Source organism: Actinoplanes sp. NPDC051388 (assembly GCF_055586225.1).
Map to the genome: position 1 here is coordinate 1 of NZ_JBVJIP010000018.1, position 16566 is coordinate 16566.

The window sequence follows — 16566 nt, forward strand, 5'->3', positions numbered from 1 at the left end:
CTCGCCCGACTGATCGGCACCTGCCCAACCTGCCAAACCCGCTTCCCGCAACGCATCCAGCGCGCAGGACGAGGACCATGACAAAGCCCTACTAGGCGACCAGATGTGGCGAGTTGACCGTTCGCCGGCGGCCTAGCGGACTCGATGAGCTTTGAACGCCATGGCGACACCGCCGGCCGGTGAGCCCGGTCCAGCATTCGTACCTCAAAGTCCGTCGTGACCGCCACGCGGTGTCTCTGGGACATCCGCCGACGACGCGGAGGTTGAACCCGCGTCCTATTTGGAGGAGGTGCGGGCGGCGGCGTAGCTGGTCCAGTTGCCTCCGGCAGTCAGGGTCCGCGGCGTTGACCGCTATCCAGTGCCGGTGAGCTGGGCCGGCTCGGGCAACCATCCGACGTCGCAGCGATGGTCCTGGCGCTCATCAAGGCCCCCTTCGTCACCGGTGAGGTGATCCACGTCGACGGCGGCATCAACCTCGTCACCCACGTCGACGCGCCTCGCAACGACGACGAGTGATCCGTGAGCCCGTTCCGCCCCGCTGAGCGGGCGCATCCGCATCGGAACGATCCGTCCGGCGCCCGAGTGAATCACCGCGCCGCCGCTCGCCCCGTGCGTTACGGCTTTCGACCCATGCCGGCCCCGATGATCTTCCCGGCGAAGCTCATCGGGTCAGGCACGATGTCGCTCGGATCCGGACGCCAGAGCGGGTTGTAGACGACACCCGGCTCCAGCAGCTCCATGCCGGCGAAGAGGCCGCGGACCTCGTCGAAGCTCCGGAACCGTCCGCTGCCCAGGTCGGTGAGCATCACCCGTTCGATTTCGGCGGTCTCGTCGCCACCGTCGATGAAATGGGTAATGAATACGAAGCTGCCGGGAGGGACCGCGTCTCGATAGCGTGCGACCAGCTCGTCGGGGCGTTGTGCGTCGTCGAGGTGGTGGAGCACGGCGACCATCAGCAGCCCGACCGGCCGGCCGAAGTCGATCAGAGCACGCAGATCGCGGTTGTTCAGCACCTCCTCGGGTTCGCAGAAGTCGGCCGTGATCACCGCGGTGTTCCCGTTCTTGGCCAGCAATGCGCGGCCATGGACCAGCACCATCGGGTCATTGTCGACGTAGACCACCTTGGCTTGTGGATTCTCGCCCTGCGCGACCTCATGGGTGTTCTGCACTGTCGGCAGGCCGGCACCGAGGTCGATGAACTGATCGATGCCCTGGCTGACCATGTACCGGACACCCCGACCCAGGACGGCCCGATTGTAAAGCGGCACGTCGGCCCCACCGGGGGTCAACTCCATGAGCTTGTCTGCGATGGCCCGATCGACAGTGAAGTTGTCCTTCCCGCCCAGAAGGGCGTCGTAGACCCGTGCCACGCTCGGCACCGTGGCATCTATACCGACCGGCACCTTCTGCGTTAGTCCCGGAGCGTCGTCGGCGGTTTCGGCAGCGTGATCCATTGTGTGCACTCCAGGTCAATGAGGGTGCTGGCGGAGCACAGCGTACCCAGGCTGCTCGACGCCACGACGCGCAGTGTCATGTCCGCCCTGTACGGTCCGTGCGGTGTCTTCGGGGCGGGACGCGCCTCGCGACAGAATTGATGCCGGAAGGGCGCCGCGTGACGTCGTCCTTGGCTATATTCATCGAAGGATAGCAATCTCCGGTGGTGAGATGTTAGCTTCACCACCGTGAAACGTTTCATACTGACTGCCCTTCTCCTGGCCGCCTCCACCTGTCTGACGGTGGTGTCCCCGGCGAGCGCCACCCCGGACACGGCGAACGCGACCATCGAGAACACCCGCCCGGACGGCGGTCAGGTGAGTCGCTTCGATGTCGACGGCAACGCCCTCGATGCCCACGACGGGTCGTTGCTGCAGGTCGGCGACACCTTCTACCTGTACGGCACGAGCTACGCGTGCGGATACCGCTACCAGCAGAACAGCCAGTTCTGTGGCTTCAAGGCGTACAGCTCGCCCGACCTCGTGCACTGGACGGATCGCGGCTACATCGTCGCGCCCGGCGCCTGCGGCTACTGCTTCCGGCCGCACGTCGTCTACAACGCCGTGACCGGCAGGTACGTCTTGTGGGCCGATGCCGGCGGCCGGTACATGGTCGCCACGAACACCGCGCCGACGGGCATCTTCACGGCCGAGCCGGACCCTGTGCCGGCGGTCGGCGGAGCAGTGGACGAGTCGCTGTTCGTCGACACCGACGGCACCGGGTACGTCATCCACAACACCACCCAGGTGGCCGCGGGGCTGACCGCCGACATGGTGGTGGAACGGCTCACCCCGGACTACCTGCGTACGACCGGCCAGTACGTGCGTCTCGGCCTCGGCGACGTCGAGGCGTTCGCCGTGTTCAAGCGGAACGGCCTCTACCACGCGCTGATGTCCGACCCATCCTGCGCATACTGCTCAGGCTCCACCGGCGAGATGACCGCCACTTCGATGCTGGGTCCGTGGTCGGGCGCCTGGTACGACCCCGCCGGGGTGCACCAGAGCGGGCGGCCGGAACCCCGGTGGCGTGCCCGGATCGTCAATGCCGACAACTGCGGAGGGCAACCCCTCGCAACCCTCCCGATCACCGCCGCCGACGGGACCACCGGCTATTACTTCGTTTCCGACCGATGGAACAACCGCGCACCCAACGAATCCCTGGCGAACTTCTTCATCGGCCCGATGAATTTCGACAGCACGGGAACGCTCCAGGACATCGTCTGCACGCCGTCGTTCTCCTTGTCGCTGCCCGGTGCCGCAGGGGCGTACCCCGCGTCTCCCGATCTCGACCAGCGCAGTGGCTTCGCGGGTTTCCGGCACTACTGCGACGTCGCCGGCCGGGTCGCCCGCCAGCAGAGCTTCGTCCCATCGCGCACCGGCACGCTCAGCGCCGCGTCGATCACCACCTTCCAGAGCGGCGGCCCGAACGCGCCCGTCACCCTCGAGGTCCTCGACGCCCAGGACGGCAAGCTGCTGAGCCGGACCGACTTCCCGGCGGCGAGTGTGCCGTGGTCCCCCGCGGCACTGACCGCACATCCAGGTGTCGCCGTCAGCGCCGGGCACGCCTATCTGCTGCGGCTGCGCTCCGCCACCACCACCGGCTGCTACGGCTGGGAGTACAACGACTCCGGCCCGTATGCGGCCGGGGTCGAGTCCTACTCCACGGACGACAGCGCGTCGTTCACCACCGAACCCGGCCGGGACCTGAAATTCACTACCGACGTCTCCGCCGCACCGGCCTTCACCGCCGAAGGAGTTCCTCAAGGCTTCACCCGCTGCGCCGGCGAGGCCGAGCGATGCACATTCACCGGAACCAGAATCGCCGCCTACGGCGTCGGCTCGGCCGCCGGGTCCTACCGCTTCCGGATCGCCACCGGCGGGATGGACTGTGGCATCGTCGCCTTCGGCGGCGACCCGGCTGTCGGCGTACTCAAGTCCTGTTTCGTCGCGCCGGCGGGCGGCCCGGCCGGATCCACGAGTTGTTCCGGCGAGGGCGGCAGCTGCACGGTCGCCGGCCCCACGCTGATCGCCTACGGAGCAGCCGGCGCCTACGCCTTCCGCCTCGTCAGCAACGGGCAGGTGGCCTGTACCAACGATGCCTTCGGCCGGGACCCCCTGCCCAACGTCCTCAAAAGTTGCTACCTGCCACCTGCGGGCGGCCCACCCGGCTGGACAACCTGCGCGGCGGAGAACGGCGTCTGCACACCCGGGACGGCCCGAGCTGTCGTCTACGGAGCACGCGGCGCTTTCTACACCCGCTGGCAGACCGGCGCGGTGAACTGCACTTCCACCGAGTTCGGCGGCGACCCGATCCCCGGGGTGGTCAAGGCCTGCTATCTCGGTTGAGGCGCAGGAGTCGGATAAGACGTAGAGCCGGGTCATCCCGATGGTCTCGACCGTCAGGAAGTCGCAGGCCAGGGTGTCGGCGGCCTGGGTGCGAAGGAACTGCACCCAGGGCAAGCCTCAGCTCGGCGACGCGCTGATTTCTCGGGAGCGGGTCTGGGCTTTCCCGCCTGACGGACAGATACCCCGATATGTTGGTCAAACGGACCGATCGCCGCGCCCGTTCAGAATGTCGTCACCACCGGCTGGAGCGAACCCATGGCAGACACCGTTCCGCGCGTACACCGCTACCAGGCGACCCTGGGGGGCTTCCTGGTCAATGCCTGGCTCGTGGAGACCACCACGGCGGTGGTTGCCGTCGACGCGACGCTCGCGGTGCCCTCGACCGACGAATTGCGGGCGCAGCTCGACGCGATCGGCAAACCGCTCAAGGCCGTGCTGCTGACGCATGGCCATCCGGACCACTACACCGGGATCGGCGAGCTGATCCGGGGGCGAGGCGACATCCCGGTGCTGGCCACCGCGGGGGCGATCGCCCAGTGCCACACCCGCGACGACGAGGAAGCCGGCTACCTCGGCAGCGACCAAGCGTTCGGCCAGGCGTACCCGAAGCGCCGGGTGATGCCGAACCAGGCGGTGGCCGACGGCGAGACCTGGACCTTCGACGACGTGGCCTTCACGCTGCGGCACAGCGGACCCGGCGAGTCCGACGACGACTCGCTGTGGACCACCGACATCGGCGGTACGCCGACGGTGTTCAGCGGCGACATCGTCTATCACGGCATGCACTCGTTCTTCCGGGACGGCCACACCCGCGAGTGGCTCTCGGCGCTGGACCGCTGGCTGCTGGAATTCGACGAGACGACGGTGTTCCACGGCGGCCACGGCGACAGCTTCGGCCTGGCCGCGCTGCACTGGCAGCGGGGATACATCAACGCCTTCGTCGACCTGCTCGCCCGGATGCTGGCCGGCCGGGTCACGCTTCCACCAGACGAGCAAGCGCTGCTGATCGGCCACATGCACAGTTACCTGCCGACCGACGACCTATCGTTCCTGGCCGGCTGGCAGTTCGACGACATGGTGGCCGCGCTGCGTGCCAACGGCGTGCTTCGGCCCGCCGACCAATCCACGCGTGACCGACAGGAGGCGCTGCGATGACCAGAGTTCTGATGATCGCGAGCAACGTCGGGCTGTGGGCGGAGGAGTTGCAGGCGCCGTGGGACGCGTTGCGCGGGGTCGGCGCGGACTTGACCCTGGCCACGCACCAGGGCCGCACACCGCTGCCGCTGGCCATCAGCATGGATCCGGCGATGGTCGATCCGAAGCAGAACTATCTGGTCAACCCGCCCGAGGTGGTCGAACGCACGGCGGAGATCATCCGCTCGGGCGAGTGGGACACCGGCACGCGTATCGACAGCGTGTCGATGAGCGGGTATGACGCGATCTGCGTCGTCGGCGGGCCGGGTGCCGCGCTGGACCTGACCGGCAACATGTTCCTGCACCGCCTGCTCCTGGCCGCGTTCACCTCCGGCAAGCCGATCGCCGCCCTCTGTTACGCGGTCGGCGCCCTGGTGTGGACTCGGCTGCCGGCCACCGGCCAACGCCTCGGCCGCAGCCTGCTGCACGGGCGCCGGGTCACCGCGCATCCGCACGCCTGGGACTTCGACACCGACATGGACTACCTGCTCTGGGAACCCACCGCGGACAACCCAGGCGCGTCGCTGGTCACCCCCGGATTCGCGTATCCGCTGCAGCCGATCGTCGAGGACGCGGTGGGTCCGGACGGTGAGGTCGTCTCCGATGCGGCCGCGAACCGGGGGTCGCCGTGCGTCGTCGTGGACGGCAACCTGATCACCGGTCTGTCTGTGGAGTCGTCCATCGCGTTTGCTGAGGCGTGTGTGAAGGAGTTCGGCTCGACCCGGGCGCCCGCCGGATGAGCCGGACCGACGGCACCCCGGCCACGGTCGCGCCGCTGGCGCGCTGGGAGGTCGCCGACCTCGTCACGACCTGGTTCCGGCGGTTGACCGACAAGGCATCACCGTCGCAGATGTTGGCCATGCTGGACCCGGCCGGGTCGACCCTGGTGTTCCCCGAGGGGACGTTCACCGGCGAGGACGGATTCCGGACCTGGTACGGCGCGGTCACCAGCCGATTCTTCGACCAGGTCCACGAGCTGCGGACGGTGGACGTCGAGTGCCGGGCGGACGGCGCCGAGGTCCGGCTGACCGTCGACTGGCAGGCCCGGACGTGGCAGCCGCCGGCCGCGAACAGCGAATGGACCGGCGCCACCGCGCGCCAGCACTGGAGCGTCCGCCGGGTTGACGACCGGGCGGTCATCGCCGCGTACCGGGTTCTGGCGCTCGAGCCGATGACCGGTGGCGTACGCCGGCTGCCCTGACCCGCACTGCCCTGACCCGCAGGGCTTTGCCCGATCGATTTCAGCGGAGGCCATAGTGGACACCCGTACTGTCGTGGATTCCTATTTCGCGTGCGTCAACAACGGGCGCTGGGATGATTACCTGGAATTGTTCAGTCCGAATGTCGTCATGGACGAACAGCTGGCCGGGCACCTGGAGGGGCGAGCCGCGATCGCGGACAGCATCCAGGGCCTGCGCAGCAATCCGGACTTCCGCAACCACCCGTTGGAAATAGTCGTCGACGGCGACCGGGCCATGGCGAGCTGGCACATCACCAGTCCACGGCCGGACGGTGGCACCCTGGACGTCCGCGGGGTCAACTTCTTCCGGATCAGCGCCGGCATGATCAGCTACTTCGCCAACTATCACGACACCAGGCCGTTCACGTCGCCCGCCCCGGTCCCGAGCTGAGCGGCGATGACGGCGAAGACGGTGCCGGTGGCACACATCGCGCTTGCGGCCGCGGACCCGCTGACCGTGGAGCAGTGGTACAGCGAGCATTTCGGCTTCACCCGGACCAGGGTGTACGACGCCGGGCCTGACCAGGTGGTGATGGTCGGCAACGGGCAGCTCGAGCTGGAGATCTTCCGCGCCACCGGGGAACGGCCGGACGGCGCGCCGACCGAGGCCGGACCGCTTTACCCGGGATGGCGGCACCTCGCGTTCGTGGTGGCCGACCTCGACGCTACTCTGGCCAGCCTGGGCGACACGGCCCGGCTGACGCTGGGACCGCTGGACATGCGGCAGTACATCGCCGGGATGCGGGTGGCGTGGGTGGCCGACCCGGCCGGCAACATCGTCGAGCTCAATCAGGGTTACGTCGCCGAGTCCACACCGCCAACCCTGGCCGACGACCTGGCCAGGCGTACCGCCACCGCTTGACCTGAGCGGCGATGTCGCGGTTACCGCCTAAAGGCTCCGGTCAGGGCACGTCGCGCTCGAGCATGACCTCGAGCAGGTGGGGCCCGTCGTGGTCGAGCATGGCGCGTAGCGCCGGTTCGACCTCGCCCGGCTTGCTGACCTGCGTCGCTGGTACGCCCAGCGCGCCGGCCAGCGCGACGAAGTCGATGCCCGGCTCGTGCACGTCGAAGCACGGCGGGAACTCCCGTCCCGCGCTCTGACCGTCGGTGTCCTGCCAATAGCGGACCAGGTTCTGCTTGAGCAGCCGATAGCTGGAGTTGTTGCAGACCACGAACTTCGCGCCGATCCGGTGGTGCGCCGCGGTCCACAACGCCTGGTAGGTGTACATCGCGCCGCCGTCGCCGGTGAACCCGATGACGGTACGGCCGGGATGGGCGAGCTTGGCGCCGACCGCACCCGGAATGCCGACACCCAGCGTCCCGCCGGGCGTCTGGAAGAACTGCCCCGGCGTGCTCGGGGTCAGCCAGCGGGTGAGCTCCGGCGAGTTGGTGAGCGCCTCGTCGAAGACGATGGCGTCGGCCGGCAACATCTCGGCCAGCCGCGCCGCCACCGAGGACATCCGCAGCGGGAACTCCTCGGAGCGCGCTTCGTCGAGCGCCCGCGCCTGCACGCGGTTCCGGGCGCTGTCGTCGCCGTGGCGCCGCACCCGTTGTTCGGCTGCCGTCCGCTGGCTGTCCGTGATCACCCGTCCGAGGGCGTCGGTCAGGGCTCGCAGGGTCAGGCGCGGGTCGCTGACCATCCCGACGGTCACCGGGTGGTTCTTGGCGATCGCGTACGGATCCAGGTCGATGTGGACCACCGTCGCGTCGCCGGGCAGCGGGTTGCGGGTGGCGCCGAAGACGTCCGGGAACACGTACGTGCCGCAGACCACCACCGCATCGGCCTGCGCGACGATGGCGGCGCTGTCGCCGCCGAACATGTGCCCGGTCAGCCCGCCGTAGAGCGGATGGGTCCACGGCATGATCACCTCGGAGGCCATCGCGCCCCAGACCGGGGCGCCCCACGCCTGCGCGAACCTGGCGAGCTCGTCGACGGCTCCGCTGGCCGCGACACCGTCACCGGCGAGGATCACCGGCGTACGCGCCCCGGCGAGCATTCTGGCGGCCTTCTCGACGGCACCCGGGTCCGGCACCACCCGGGTGTCCAGTACCACGGTCGGGACCACGATCTCGTCGTTCAGCTGGTCCAGCACGTCCTGGGGGACGGCGAGGAAGACCGGTCCGCGCGGCGGGGTGGAGGCGACCTTGACGCAGCGCCGCAGCAGCCGGATCAGGCTCGCGGGGTGGATCGCCCGGGTGGCGTACTTGGTCACCGGCTTGGCGATGTCCACCAGGTTCACCGACATGTGTGCCTCGAGCGCGTCGTAGGCGACCCCCGCCTCACCGGCCATCACCACCATCGGGGTCTGCCGGTGCAGCGCGTGGTAGAGGCTGCCCACCGCGTTGCCCAGTCCGACCCCGCTGTGCAGCAGCACCACCGCGGGTTTCCCGGTGGCCTGCGCATAGCCGTCCGCGGTACAGACCACGGCCGCCTCCTGCAGCCCCATGACGTATTCGATGTCCGGGAACCGGCTGATCTCGTCGAGCAGGCCCTCCTCGCTCGACCCCGGGTTCCCGAACAGGTACTTCACGCCGTCGGCCCGGAGCTGTTCCAGCAGCCGGCGATGACCGGTGACCGCGCCGCCGGCCGGCGCAGCCGCGGTCGCGGTCACGTCATTCCCCCGCGCGCGGCGCCCACCGGCTCCAGCACGCTCCCGTCAGCGGCTCCGCGTGCCTGCTGCGCGTTGATCTGCTCGATGATGGTGGCGGCGAACATCCCCGCCTGGGCGCCGCCGCGCCCGGTCACCAGGTCACCGTCGACGACCACGTCGGCGTCGACATAGTCGGCGCCCATGTTGAGCGCGTCGCCGTAGAGGTTCGGGTGGCAGACCAGACGGCGCCCGCGAATCAGCTCCGGGGTACGCGACATCAGCCAGAGCCCGTGACAGATGATCCCTTTGACGATCCCGGGTTCGGCGAAGGCCCGCCGCATCAGGTCCGTGGCCGGGGCGAGTTTCGTCAGGTCCTCGCTGTACCGCAGCCGGTCCGACACCATGGCCGACGGGACGATGATCGCTGAATACCCGCGCAACGTCTCGTCGTCCATGTCCTCGAAGCTCTCGGTGCACACCAGCGGCGCCTTGTACTCGTGCCCGGTGAAGGTCAGCGACGGCTGCCCCCACAACCGGGTGAGCAAGTGGAGTTCCGCGCCCTCCTCGGGAAAGCGGTACCGGTAGTACGAGATCTCGTGCTCGTAGAAATCGCTCTCGATCAGCACCGCGATCTTGTGGCCGGCCAGCCGCATGCCAGTCACCAGCCGCTCCTGCGAAGGTCGCGGTCGAGCACGTCGACCAGGGCGCGTCCGCAGCCGACCGACGACTCGGTCGATCGGGCGGTGATGAACGGATAGTCCACGACGACGGACTCGGCGTGCCCGACGTTGCCGATGAACTCCCCGTCCGGGCCGACCGCGTCGCGCAGGATGAACTCCAGCGGATAGAAGGGCGGCCCGAAGTTGACATACCCGTCGCCGAAGCCCCGGTCGGAGCCGTCGACCGCGTGCGGGCCCGCGAAACCGGTGCCGTCGTGGAAGTCGTAGTCGATGGGGTGGCCGGTGACCCGCTTGCCGCGGATCAGGCTCGCCTTGCGCAGCGGATCGCGGGCGAAGGCGAGCGCGGCGACGCCGTAGCAGACCGCGGCCACCGGTTTGTCCAGCCGGACGAAACCCATGATCAGCTCGTGCAGGCGCTGGTTGTTGGCCAGGTCCACCATCGCGCCGCTGCCACCGACGATCAGAAGCGCGTCGTAGGCGGGCAGGTCCTGGGTGACGACCCGCTCGATCGCGCGGTAGTGCGTTTCCATGTCCCGCAGGTAGGTCGGTGAGCTCGGGTAGGGCCGGGCCGGCACCCAGTCGGCCAGGTTTGTGGGCTTGTCCAGCCGGGAGGAGGCGTCCAGGTCACGCGTCCGGTCCGCCATCGCCTGCGCTACCACCGATTTGCCCTGTGGCGGGTCGACGAAGTCGGTGCTCATGCTGACCGCCAGCGGTGTCGGCCGAGCGCCGGTGGGGGTGAGGAACTCCACCTCGTAGCCGGCCCGGTCGCAGGCCTCCAGCGGGCCGATGAGTTCCTCGCCCCAGTATCCCCACTCGGAGATCACCATCAGTACCTTGGTCATGACCGGTCACCCTTGTCTCCCTGGGCCGGACCCGCTCCGGCCATGACCAGCTCTTGGTAGAGCTCACTGTCCTGGATCTGCTGCTCGACCTGGCCTTGGGCGCCGACGATCTCCAGCGCGAAGTCCCGGTGCTGCTTGGTCAGGACGAGGTAACGCACCGCCTGCGGGTCGAGGTACACCAGGTCGGTGGCGTCGATCGTGATGGTGTCGCAGTTGGCGGTGAGGGCGGCTTCGATCTGCTCGCGGAGCGCGGACAGGTCGCCCGCGCCGAGCGTGCCGGCCAAGGCGATGCGGGCGGTCGTTCCGGTGGTGTCGAGCGTGTCGGCGCTGAAGGTCACCGCGACCGGGGCCAGCCGGACGCGTACCGTCTGGGGGTCATTGCTGCGTGGCAGCTTGACGGTCAATCCTTCCGGGTCGAAATCACGGTGTTCGTGGCCGTTCACCCAGACCTGCATGATCGTCAGGCTCTTCGGCGGCAGCAGGTCCGGCGACACCCGCAGCACCCCGCCGAAAGCGGCCGGCCCGGGCTGGAAGAAGAAGTCCATCGGCCGGTTATTGGTGAGCAGGTTGGTGTAGATCGAGGCGAGGAAGGCCAGCTCCGCGCTGTGGTACATGGCCATCGAGTGCGAGCCCTTGCTGCGCTCCCCGCCCATCGTGAACGGCATGCCGTCGGCGAGGACGTTGAAATACACGCCGCCGGCGCCGGTGTCGAGCATCCAGGCGTTGTAGAAGGCGCTGCTCTCGCGGGCCTGCTTGGCGTACTCCGGTTTGCCGAAGATGCCACCCAGGATCAGGTAGGCCAGGATGCCCTGCTCCTGCTGCCACCAGGCCTTGCGGTCGTGCCAGACGAGGCGGTGGAACGTCTCCCCCGGTTGGGTCACCCGCTCGACCATGTCGTACCAGCCGCCGCGCTGCCGGTCGCCGCCTACGGCCGGCATGAGTTGCGCGATCTTCTCGGCGAACTCGACGTACTCGGCCTTGGGTCGGGCGCTGTTCACCCGCATCAGGTTCCAGGCGATCTTCAGGTTGTGCCCGACGATGGCACGGTTCTGCTGGCCGCCGTACTTCTGGTCCTTGGTCCAATCGCCGAAGAACTTCTCCTGCACGAACGGGCTGTTGTCGTAGTCCGGGAAGTGCTTGGTGATCGTGTCGCACTGGGCCTCGAGCATGTCGCCGTACCGTTCCTCGCCGGTGGCCAGGTACAGATTGATCAGGTACGCCGGGATGTGGTCGCCCACCGAGTTCCAGTTCTTGCGGTTGCCGTTGCTGCGTACGCCGTCCTCCAGCGCCGGGCTCAGCGGGTCGAACGTGACCGGGTCGATGTGCGAGTAGTACCCGCCGCGCGGCGTGCCCTCGGGGGAGCTCGTGTGGTCCTTGAAGTACTTGTCGAACAGGTTGACGGTCAGATCGATGATCTCGCGGATCTTCGAGTCACCGGTCAGTCGGAACACCTGGGTCAGCCCGGCCAGCGCGTAGATCTGCTCGTAGCAGGGGATCGCGTCGAAGTCGTCGCCGAACTCGGACGCGAAGATCTTCCGCTCGGTGCCGTCCGGCAGCACGTTGACCCCGTGGTACCAGTACGCGATCTCCTCGCTCCGGTCCACACAGCACAGATGGTCGATCATGTAGTGCGCCCCGGAGGTCGCGGCGTCCAGATAGGACTGCTTGCCGGTCAGCAGGTACGACGTCGCCAGGCCGTAGACCAGACGGGAGATTGTGTCGGTCTCCTGCCGGGTGGACTGCGTCTTGCTGCCGAGCATGGACAGGTCGGTGCGGTATCCGCGGTAGTCGAAGGTCGTCGCCCCGGCGCCGAACTCGGACTCGAGGTAGAAGTCGGCGATCATCCGGATCTGCCGCAGCCACCAGTCCTGCGACTCGAAGCGGTACTCGTCCGCGGCCCGGCCGAACAGCATGACGTGCTTGCCCTCGAACGCCGTCCCGTTCGGTTCCGATGGATAGAAGGTGCCGTACACGTGGATGAATCGGCCGGGTTGCATCATCTCGCGCAACTGTGCCGTGGCGTCGTTGTACCCCTCGCCGAGGTTGCGCACCAGCTCCGCGACCGTGGTGGCGGTGAGTTTCACCGAGTACGGCCGGCCGTCGGAGGTGTGCAGCTCGACGATGTCGGTGTCGGTGTCGTAGCCGATGACGTAACCGGCGACAAGGTCCGAGAAGGTGAAGTCCAATGTATTGGACACAGATGCCTCCAGAGCTCGGTGAGACCGGGCTGTCCGCCCAGGCTTCTTCAGGTGGTCTGCAGGGCGGGCCCGGACACGAGCACGACGATGCTGCGATCGGAGACCAGGTAGGTGGATGCGTCGACCGGTTGCGGGATATCGGGACCGGCGATGTCCAGCGGCGACTCCAGCGCCGTGTCGATCGCCCGTGCCCAGGCCCGGCCCGGCACCTCCATGAGCTCGAATGCGACCGGCTCCCAGTGCATATTCATCATCACGTGCAGGTCCGGTTCGTCGCCCGGCCCGCCGATCGTGCAGGCCAACGCCTTCGCCTGCGGATCGTCCCAGCCGGGCGCGGACAGCTGGGCGCCGTGCCAGGTCAGGTCCGGCAAGCCGCGGTTGTTCGGCAGACCGGTGAAGAACTCGGGGGCGCGCAGCACGCTGTGCGAACGGCGGAACCTCAGCAGGGCCGACCAGAATCGGAACATCTCCCGGTTGGCGTCGACCAGCTTCCAATCGAACCAGCTGATCTCGTTATCCTGGCAGTAGGCGTTGTTGTTGCCCTGCTGGGTGCGACCCACCTCGTCGCCGGCCACCAGCATGGGAATGCCCCGGGACAGCATCAGCAGGGTGGCGAAGTTCTTTGTCTGGCGCGCCCGGAGGGCCTGCACGGCCGGGTCGTCGGTGGGGCCTTCGGCACCACAGTTCCAGCTCATGTTGTCGTCGTTGCCGTCGCGGTTGCCCTCGCCGTTGGCCAGGTTGTGCTTCTCGTCGTACGACACCAGGTCGGCGAGGGTGAATCCGTCATGACAGGTGATGAAGTTGACGGTGTTCGTCGGCCGATGCCCGCGCGCCTGGTACATGTCGGCGCTGCCGGTCAGCCGCTCGGCTACGGCACCGACCAGGCCCGGCTCGCCCTTGACGAATCGGCGCATGGTGTCGCGGTAGCGCCCGTTCCATTCCGCCCACCGGTACCCCGGATAGGTGCCGACCTGGTAGGCGCCCGCGGCGTCCCACGCCTCGGCGATGATCTTGGTCTCGGCGAGCGCGTCCGACAACTCGATCTGCCACACCACAGGCGGTTCGTCCAGCACGGCGCCGTCGGTACCGCGGGTCAACACCGCGGCCTCGTCGAACCGGAACCCGTCCACGTGCATCTCGCGGACCCAGTACTCCAGGCAGTCCACGATCATCTTGGTGACGATCGGGTGATTGCCCATCAGCGTGTTGCCGCAGCCGGAGTAGTCGTAATAGAACCGCCGGTCCTCCGGGTCCAGGTAGTAGTAGTTCTCGTTGTCGATGCCGGCGAAGGAGTACAACGGGCCGAGGTGGTTGCCCTCGTCGGTGTGGTTGAACACCACGTCGAGGATGACCTCGATGCCGGCGGCGTGCAGTGCCTTGACCATGTCCCGGAACTCACGGACCTGGCGGCCCGACTCGGGCGTGACGCAGAAGCCCGCGTGCGGAGCGAAGAAAGCGGAGGTGCTGTAGCCCCAGTAGTTTGCCAGTTCGTGCCCGTCGACGTGGCGGACCTCGCTGTCGTCGAAGTCGAAGACCGGGAGCAGCTCGACCGCCGTGACCCCGAGGTCGCTCAGATACGGGATCTTGTCGATCACGCCGGCGAAGGTGCCGGGTTGCGCGACGTTGGCGGTCGGCGACCGGGTGAAGCCACCGACGTGCATCTCGTAGATGACGAGGTCCTCCATCGGCTGGCACAGCGGCGCGTCGCCCTCCCAGTCGTAGTCGGCGAGGTCGATGACGGCCGATCGCAGTGATGTCGCCACGTTGTCGCCGGGCACGCACGCCGATCCCCGTTGCCACAGCGTGCGGTCCACCCCGCGGCTGTACGGGTCGATCAGCACCTTCTGCGGGTCGAAGCGGTGCCCGAGTTGCCGCCCCGCGTCGTCGTGCGGGCCGAAGACCCGCAACCCGAAGAAGACCGGTGCGCTCAGTCCGCGCAGATAAGCGTGCCAGATGGCGAAGCTGCGATTGTGCTCGTGGTCGAGCACGATCGTCTGGAACGGCTCAGTCGCGTCGTGCCGGTCGAAGAGCAGCAGCTCCATGCCCGTGGCGTGCTCGGAGAAGAACGCGAAGTTGATGCCGTCGGCGTCCGGGTGCGCCCCCAGCGGATGGTTGCGCCCGCGCTCGGCGAGGTAGCGCCCGGCGCCCGTCTGCCGACCCCGGTCCAGTTCCTGAAGCTTCATGAACACTTCCTCGGCCGTATCGATGAGGGTGGCTGCCAGGGGATCAGCTCGCCCGGCTCAGCGTACGACGGCCCGGTGCCTTAATGAGCAAATGTCATATTTTCTTCTGCCGTTCGGTCAGCGGAGCTGTTCCACCGTCGTGATCACGTCCCGGTAGCTGTCCGGCCCGATCGCCAGGTCGCCGTAGAACGGGTAGTTGAGCTCGGCCACCAGGAAAAGGTTGATCCCGACCGTGGCCGTCACCCCGGCGAGCAGGATCCCGCGCATCGCGTTGTCCCGGACGCCGCAGGTGAGCGATAGGGAGAGCACGATCATCGAGCCACCGATGACGGCGATCCACAGCACCCCCGGAAGCTGCTGTTGCTGAGCCAGGCGGATCGACGTGGCGCGCAACTCGGCGGCGTCCGCCAGCCGGTCCACCGCGTCGTTGACGAACGCGCGCTGGGCTTCGGTTTCGGGCCGGAGCCCGCCCACCATCGTTACCAGCTCGCTGAGGTCGTGGCGCACCGCCTCGGAGGCGTCGCCGTGGACGCGCTCCGGCCAGTGGTCCACGACATCCCGGTTGTACGCGATCACGCCGGCCCGGATCTGTTCCTGGACCGAGGTCTCGAAGACGCCGGTCCCGCCGACGAGCGCGAGCAGATTCGTCGCCTCCGCCTCGGTCGCCTGGCGCGCCTCGTCGACCTTGCCCCAAAGCGTGACGACGCATAGCCCGACCGCGATCGAATACACCACCACGGCCGCCGACAACATGACCCCGGCCACGTCGTTGCTGTCGCCGTTACGCCAGCGAGGCACCCGGCGGTGCACCCAGATCTGCACGAACACCATCACGATCGGCAAGACGATCAGGAAGAACGCCGCGGCCACCCACTCCGGCACGTCGCTGGCAAGCCACCTCGCCACAGTTCCTCCGCTCCGTCGGGTTCCCGTCCTCCCGATCGGGCAGTGGCATCGCACGCCCGGGCGTCACTTCATCATTCGTGGTCCGGCCGCCACCCGGACCGAAAGCGGAAAAACCGACAAGGACGAGACCGCACGCAGGTACGGTCCACATCCGTGAGGGTGATGATGTCCTGCCGGACCGGCGCGCTCGAACGCGCGCAGATCGAGGGCGTCCTCGCCGAGATGGGCTGGTGTCCGAACCACCCCAGGGACTCGGAGTACATCCGGGGGAAGATGGCCGAGGTTCTAGCCAGACTGCCGGATGCAGTACGCGCCGAGATCGCCGCGCAGGACCCGGTGCTGATCACCACGTTCCCGCACGTCTGGGGACTGGCGTCGTTCGACCGGCGGCAGGTGCTGATGCTGTGTCTGCTCGGCGATGACCTGGAAGTCGTCAAACAGCAGTGCACGCAGATCGCCGTCAACCTCCCCCGGGCCCTGGCGCGGACGCTGGACGGCCGCCCGTGCGAGTTCGACCCACACGTGGAGATCCGCCGCTTCGACGGCAATGTGCTGGTCACCCGCGGGGTCATCAGCAACACCAGCCACGTCCGGTTCCGGCGCTACCTGTGGGCGGTACGCCGCCGCGAACGCGTCACCCTGATCGTGCTCACCGCGCTGTTCGCGATCTCCACCGGGCTGGCCCTCATGCTGTACCTGCGCATCCCGGGTTCAAACTGGGCCTACATCCGCGGATACCTGGACCGGCTCGCCAGTGCGATCCTCACCGCGGCGCTCATCACCTTCGTCAATCTGGTGTTCGAATACCGGGACTGGAAGGGTTCGACCGCCGTCATCGAGTGGGCCCTCCCGGCCCACTGAGCTGACCCTGGCCCTGGAGGCTGACCCGGAGG

General features: G+C 68.0%; 15 protein-coding genes. 8 read left to right on the forward strand and 7 right to left on the reverse strand.

The genetic code is table 11. The annotated features are described in order from the left end of the window. The first annotated feature begins 369 nt into the window (after nucleotides 1-369). Nucleotides 370-516 carry an SDR family oxidoreductase gene (locus tag ACZ6TI_RS36220; RefSeq protein WP_465349925.1) on the forward strand — a complete coding sequence of 49 codons (147 nt, stop codon included), beginning with the start codon at nucleotides 370-372 and terminating at the stop codon, nucleotides 514-516. Nucleotides 517-614: 98 nt separating this feature from the next. Here the strand turns inward: ACZ6TI_RS36220 and ACZ6TI_RS36225 are convergent, their stop codons facing one another. Beyond that, entirely contained in the window at nucleotides 615-1454 is an 840-nt protein-coding gene (locus ACZ6TI_RS36225) for an SAM-dependent methyltransferase (RefSeq protein ID WP_465349744.1), read from the reverse strand. Between the two features lie 228 nt (nucleotides 1455-1682). On the opposite strand from ACZ6TI_RS36225, the gene ACZ6TI_RS36230 reads away from it, so the two are divergent. The 6 genes from ACZ6TI_RS36230 to ACZ6TI_RS36255 all read left to right on the forward strand — a co-directional run bounded on the left by ACZ6TI_RS36230 (nucleotide 1683) and on the right by ACZ6TI_RS36255 (nucleotide 7135). After that, nucleotides 1683-3839, forward strand: a complete 2157-nt coding sequence (locus tag ACZ6TI_RS36230; RefSeq protein ID WP_465349745.1) for a family 43 glycosylhydrolase — start codon at nucleotides 1683-1685, stop codon at nucleotides 3837-3839. 255 nt (nucleotides 3840-4094) lie between these two features. After that, nucleotides 4095-4994 (forward strand): MBL fold metallo-hydrolase, encoded by a 900-nt coding sequence (locus ACZ6TI_RS36235; RefSeq protein ID WP_465349746.1) that lies wholly within the window; start codon nucleotides 4095-4097, stop codon nucleotides 4992-4994. Then, nucleotides 4991-5773 carry a DJ-1/PfpI family protein gene (locus ACZ6TI_RS36240; RefSeq protein WP_465349747.1) on the forward strand — a complete coding sequence of 261 codons (783 nt, stop codon included), beginning with the start codon at nucleotides 4991-4993 and terminating at the stop codon, nucleotides 5771-5773. Before ACZ6TI_RS36235 ends, ACZ6TI_RS36240 begins: the two co-directional genes overlap by 4 nt. Next, nucleotides 5770-6234, forward strand: a complete 465-nt coding sequence (locus tag ACZ6TI_RS36245; RefSeq protein WP_465349748.1) for a nuclear transport factor 2 family protein — start codon at nucleotides 5770-5772, stop codon at nucleotides 6232-6234. Before ACZ6TI_RS36240 ends, ACZ6TI_RS36245 begins: the two co-directional genes overlap by 4 nt. Before the next feature lie 55 nt (nucleotides 6235-6289). Beyond that, nucleotides 6290-6664, forward strand: a complete 375-nt coding sequence (locus ACZ6TI_RS36250; RefSeq protein ID WP_465349749.1) for a nuclear transport factor 2 family protein — start codon at nucleotides 6290-6292, stop codon at nucleotides 6662-6664. A 6-nt stretch (nucleotides 6665-6670) separates the two neighbouring features. Beyond that, nucleotides 6671-7135 carry a VOC family protein gene (locus ACZ6TI_RS36255; protein ID WP_465349750.1) on the forward strand — a complete coding sequence of 155 codons (465 nt, stop codon included), beginning with the start codon at nucleotides 6671-6673 and terminating at the stop codon, nucleotides 7133-7135. Between the two features lie 40 nt (nucleotides 7136-7175). On the opposite strand, the gene ACZ6TI_RS36260 is transcribed toward ACZ6TI_RS36255, so the two are convergent. The 6 genes from ACZ6TI_RS36260 to ACZ6TI_RS36285 form a co-directional block, all read right to left on the reverse strand. After that, a complete protein-coding gene (locus tag ACZ6TI_RS36260; RefSeq protein ID WP_465349751.1) occupies nucleotides 7176-8885 on the reverse strand; it encodes a thiamine pyrophosphate-binding protein in 1710 nt (569 codons plus the stop codon). After that, entirely contained in the window at nucleotides 8882-9517 is a 636-nt protein-coding gene (locus tag ACZ6TI_RS36265; protein ID WP_465349926.1) for a DJ-1/PfpI family protein, read from the reverse strand. The genes ACZ6TI_RS36260 and ACZ6TI_RS36265 overlap by 4 nt, the downstream gene beginning before the upstream one ends. Before the next feature lie 5 nt (nucleotides 9518-9522). Then, entirely contained in the window at nucleotides 9523-10386 is an 864-nt protein-coding gene (locus tag ACZ6TI_RS36270) for a type 1 glutamine amidotransferase domain-containing protein (protein ID WP_465349752.1), read from the reverse strand. Continuing rightward, nucleotides 10383-12584 carry an AGE family epimerase/isomerase gene (locus ACZ6TI_RS36275; RefSeq protein ID WP_465349753.1) on the reverse strand — a complete coding sequence of 734 codons (2202 nt, stop codon included), beginning with the start codon at nucleotides 12582-12584 and terminating at the stop codon, nucleotides 10383-10385. Before ACZ6TI_RS36275 ends, ACZ6TI_RS36270 begins: the two co-directional genes overlap by 4 nt. A gap of 47 nt (nucleotides 12585-12631) precedes the next feature. Continuing rightward, complete coding sequence (gene glgX / locus ACZ6TI_RS36280) at nucleotides 12632-14767, reverse strand: glycogen debranching protein GlgX (protein WP_465349754.1); 2136 nt, start codon at nucleotides 14765-14767, stop codon at nucleotides 12632-12634. Nucleotides 14768-14884: 117 nt separating this feature from the next. Next, a complete protein-coding gene (locus tag ACZ6TI_RS36285) occupies nucleotides 14885-15673 on the reverse strand; it encodes a bestrophin-like domain (RefSeq protein ID WP_465349755.1) in 789 nt (262 codons plus the stop codon). A gap of 153 nt (nucleotides 15674-15826) precedes the next feature. Here ACZ6TI_RS36285 and ACZ6TI_RS36290 point away from each other — a divergent pair, with 153 nt between their 5' ends. Next, entirely contained in the window at nucleotides 15827-16534 is a 708-nt protein-coding gene (locus ACZ6TI_RS36290) for a hypothetical protein (protein WP_465349756.1), read from the forward strand. The last annotated feature ends 32 nt before the right edge of the window (nucleotides 16535-16566 follow it).

Bases quoted from the DNA above. Each gene is read 5' to 3' on its own strand.
- ACZ6TI_RS36225 (WP_465349744.1), bottom strand. From the start codon at position 1,454: ATGGATCACGCTGCCGAAACCGCCGACGACGCTCCGGGACTAACGCAG.
- ACZ6TI_RS36235 (WP_465349746.1), top strand. From the start codon at position 4,095: ATGGCAGACACCGTTCCGCGCGTACACCGCTACCAGGCGACCCTGGGG.
- ACZ6TI_RS36240 (WP_465349747.1), top strand. From the start codon at position 4,991: ATGACCAGAGTTCTGATGATCGCGAGCAACGTCGGGCTGTGGGCGGAG.
- ACZ6TI_RS36245 (WP_465349748.1), top strand. From the start codon at position 5,770: ATGAGCCGGACCGACGGCACCCCGGCCACGGTCGCGCCGCTGGCGCGC.
- ACZ6TI_RS36255 (WP_465349750.1), top strand. From the start codon at position 6,671: ATGACGGCGAAGACGGTGCCGGTGGCACACATCGCGCTTGCGGCCGCG.
- ACZ6TI_RS36265 (WP_465349926.1), bottom strand. From the start codon at position 9,517: ATGCGGCTGGCCGGCCACAAGATCGCGGTGCTGATCGAGAGCGATTTC.
- ACZ6TI_RS36270 (WP_465349752.1), bottom strand. From the start codon at position 10,386: ATGACCAAGGTACTGATGGTGATCTCCGAGTGGGGATACTGGGGCGAG.
- glgX (WP_465349754.1), bottom strand. From the start codon at position 14,767: ATGAAGCTTCAGGAACTGGACCGGGGTCGGCAGACGGGCGCCGGGCGC.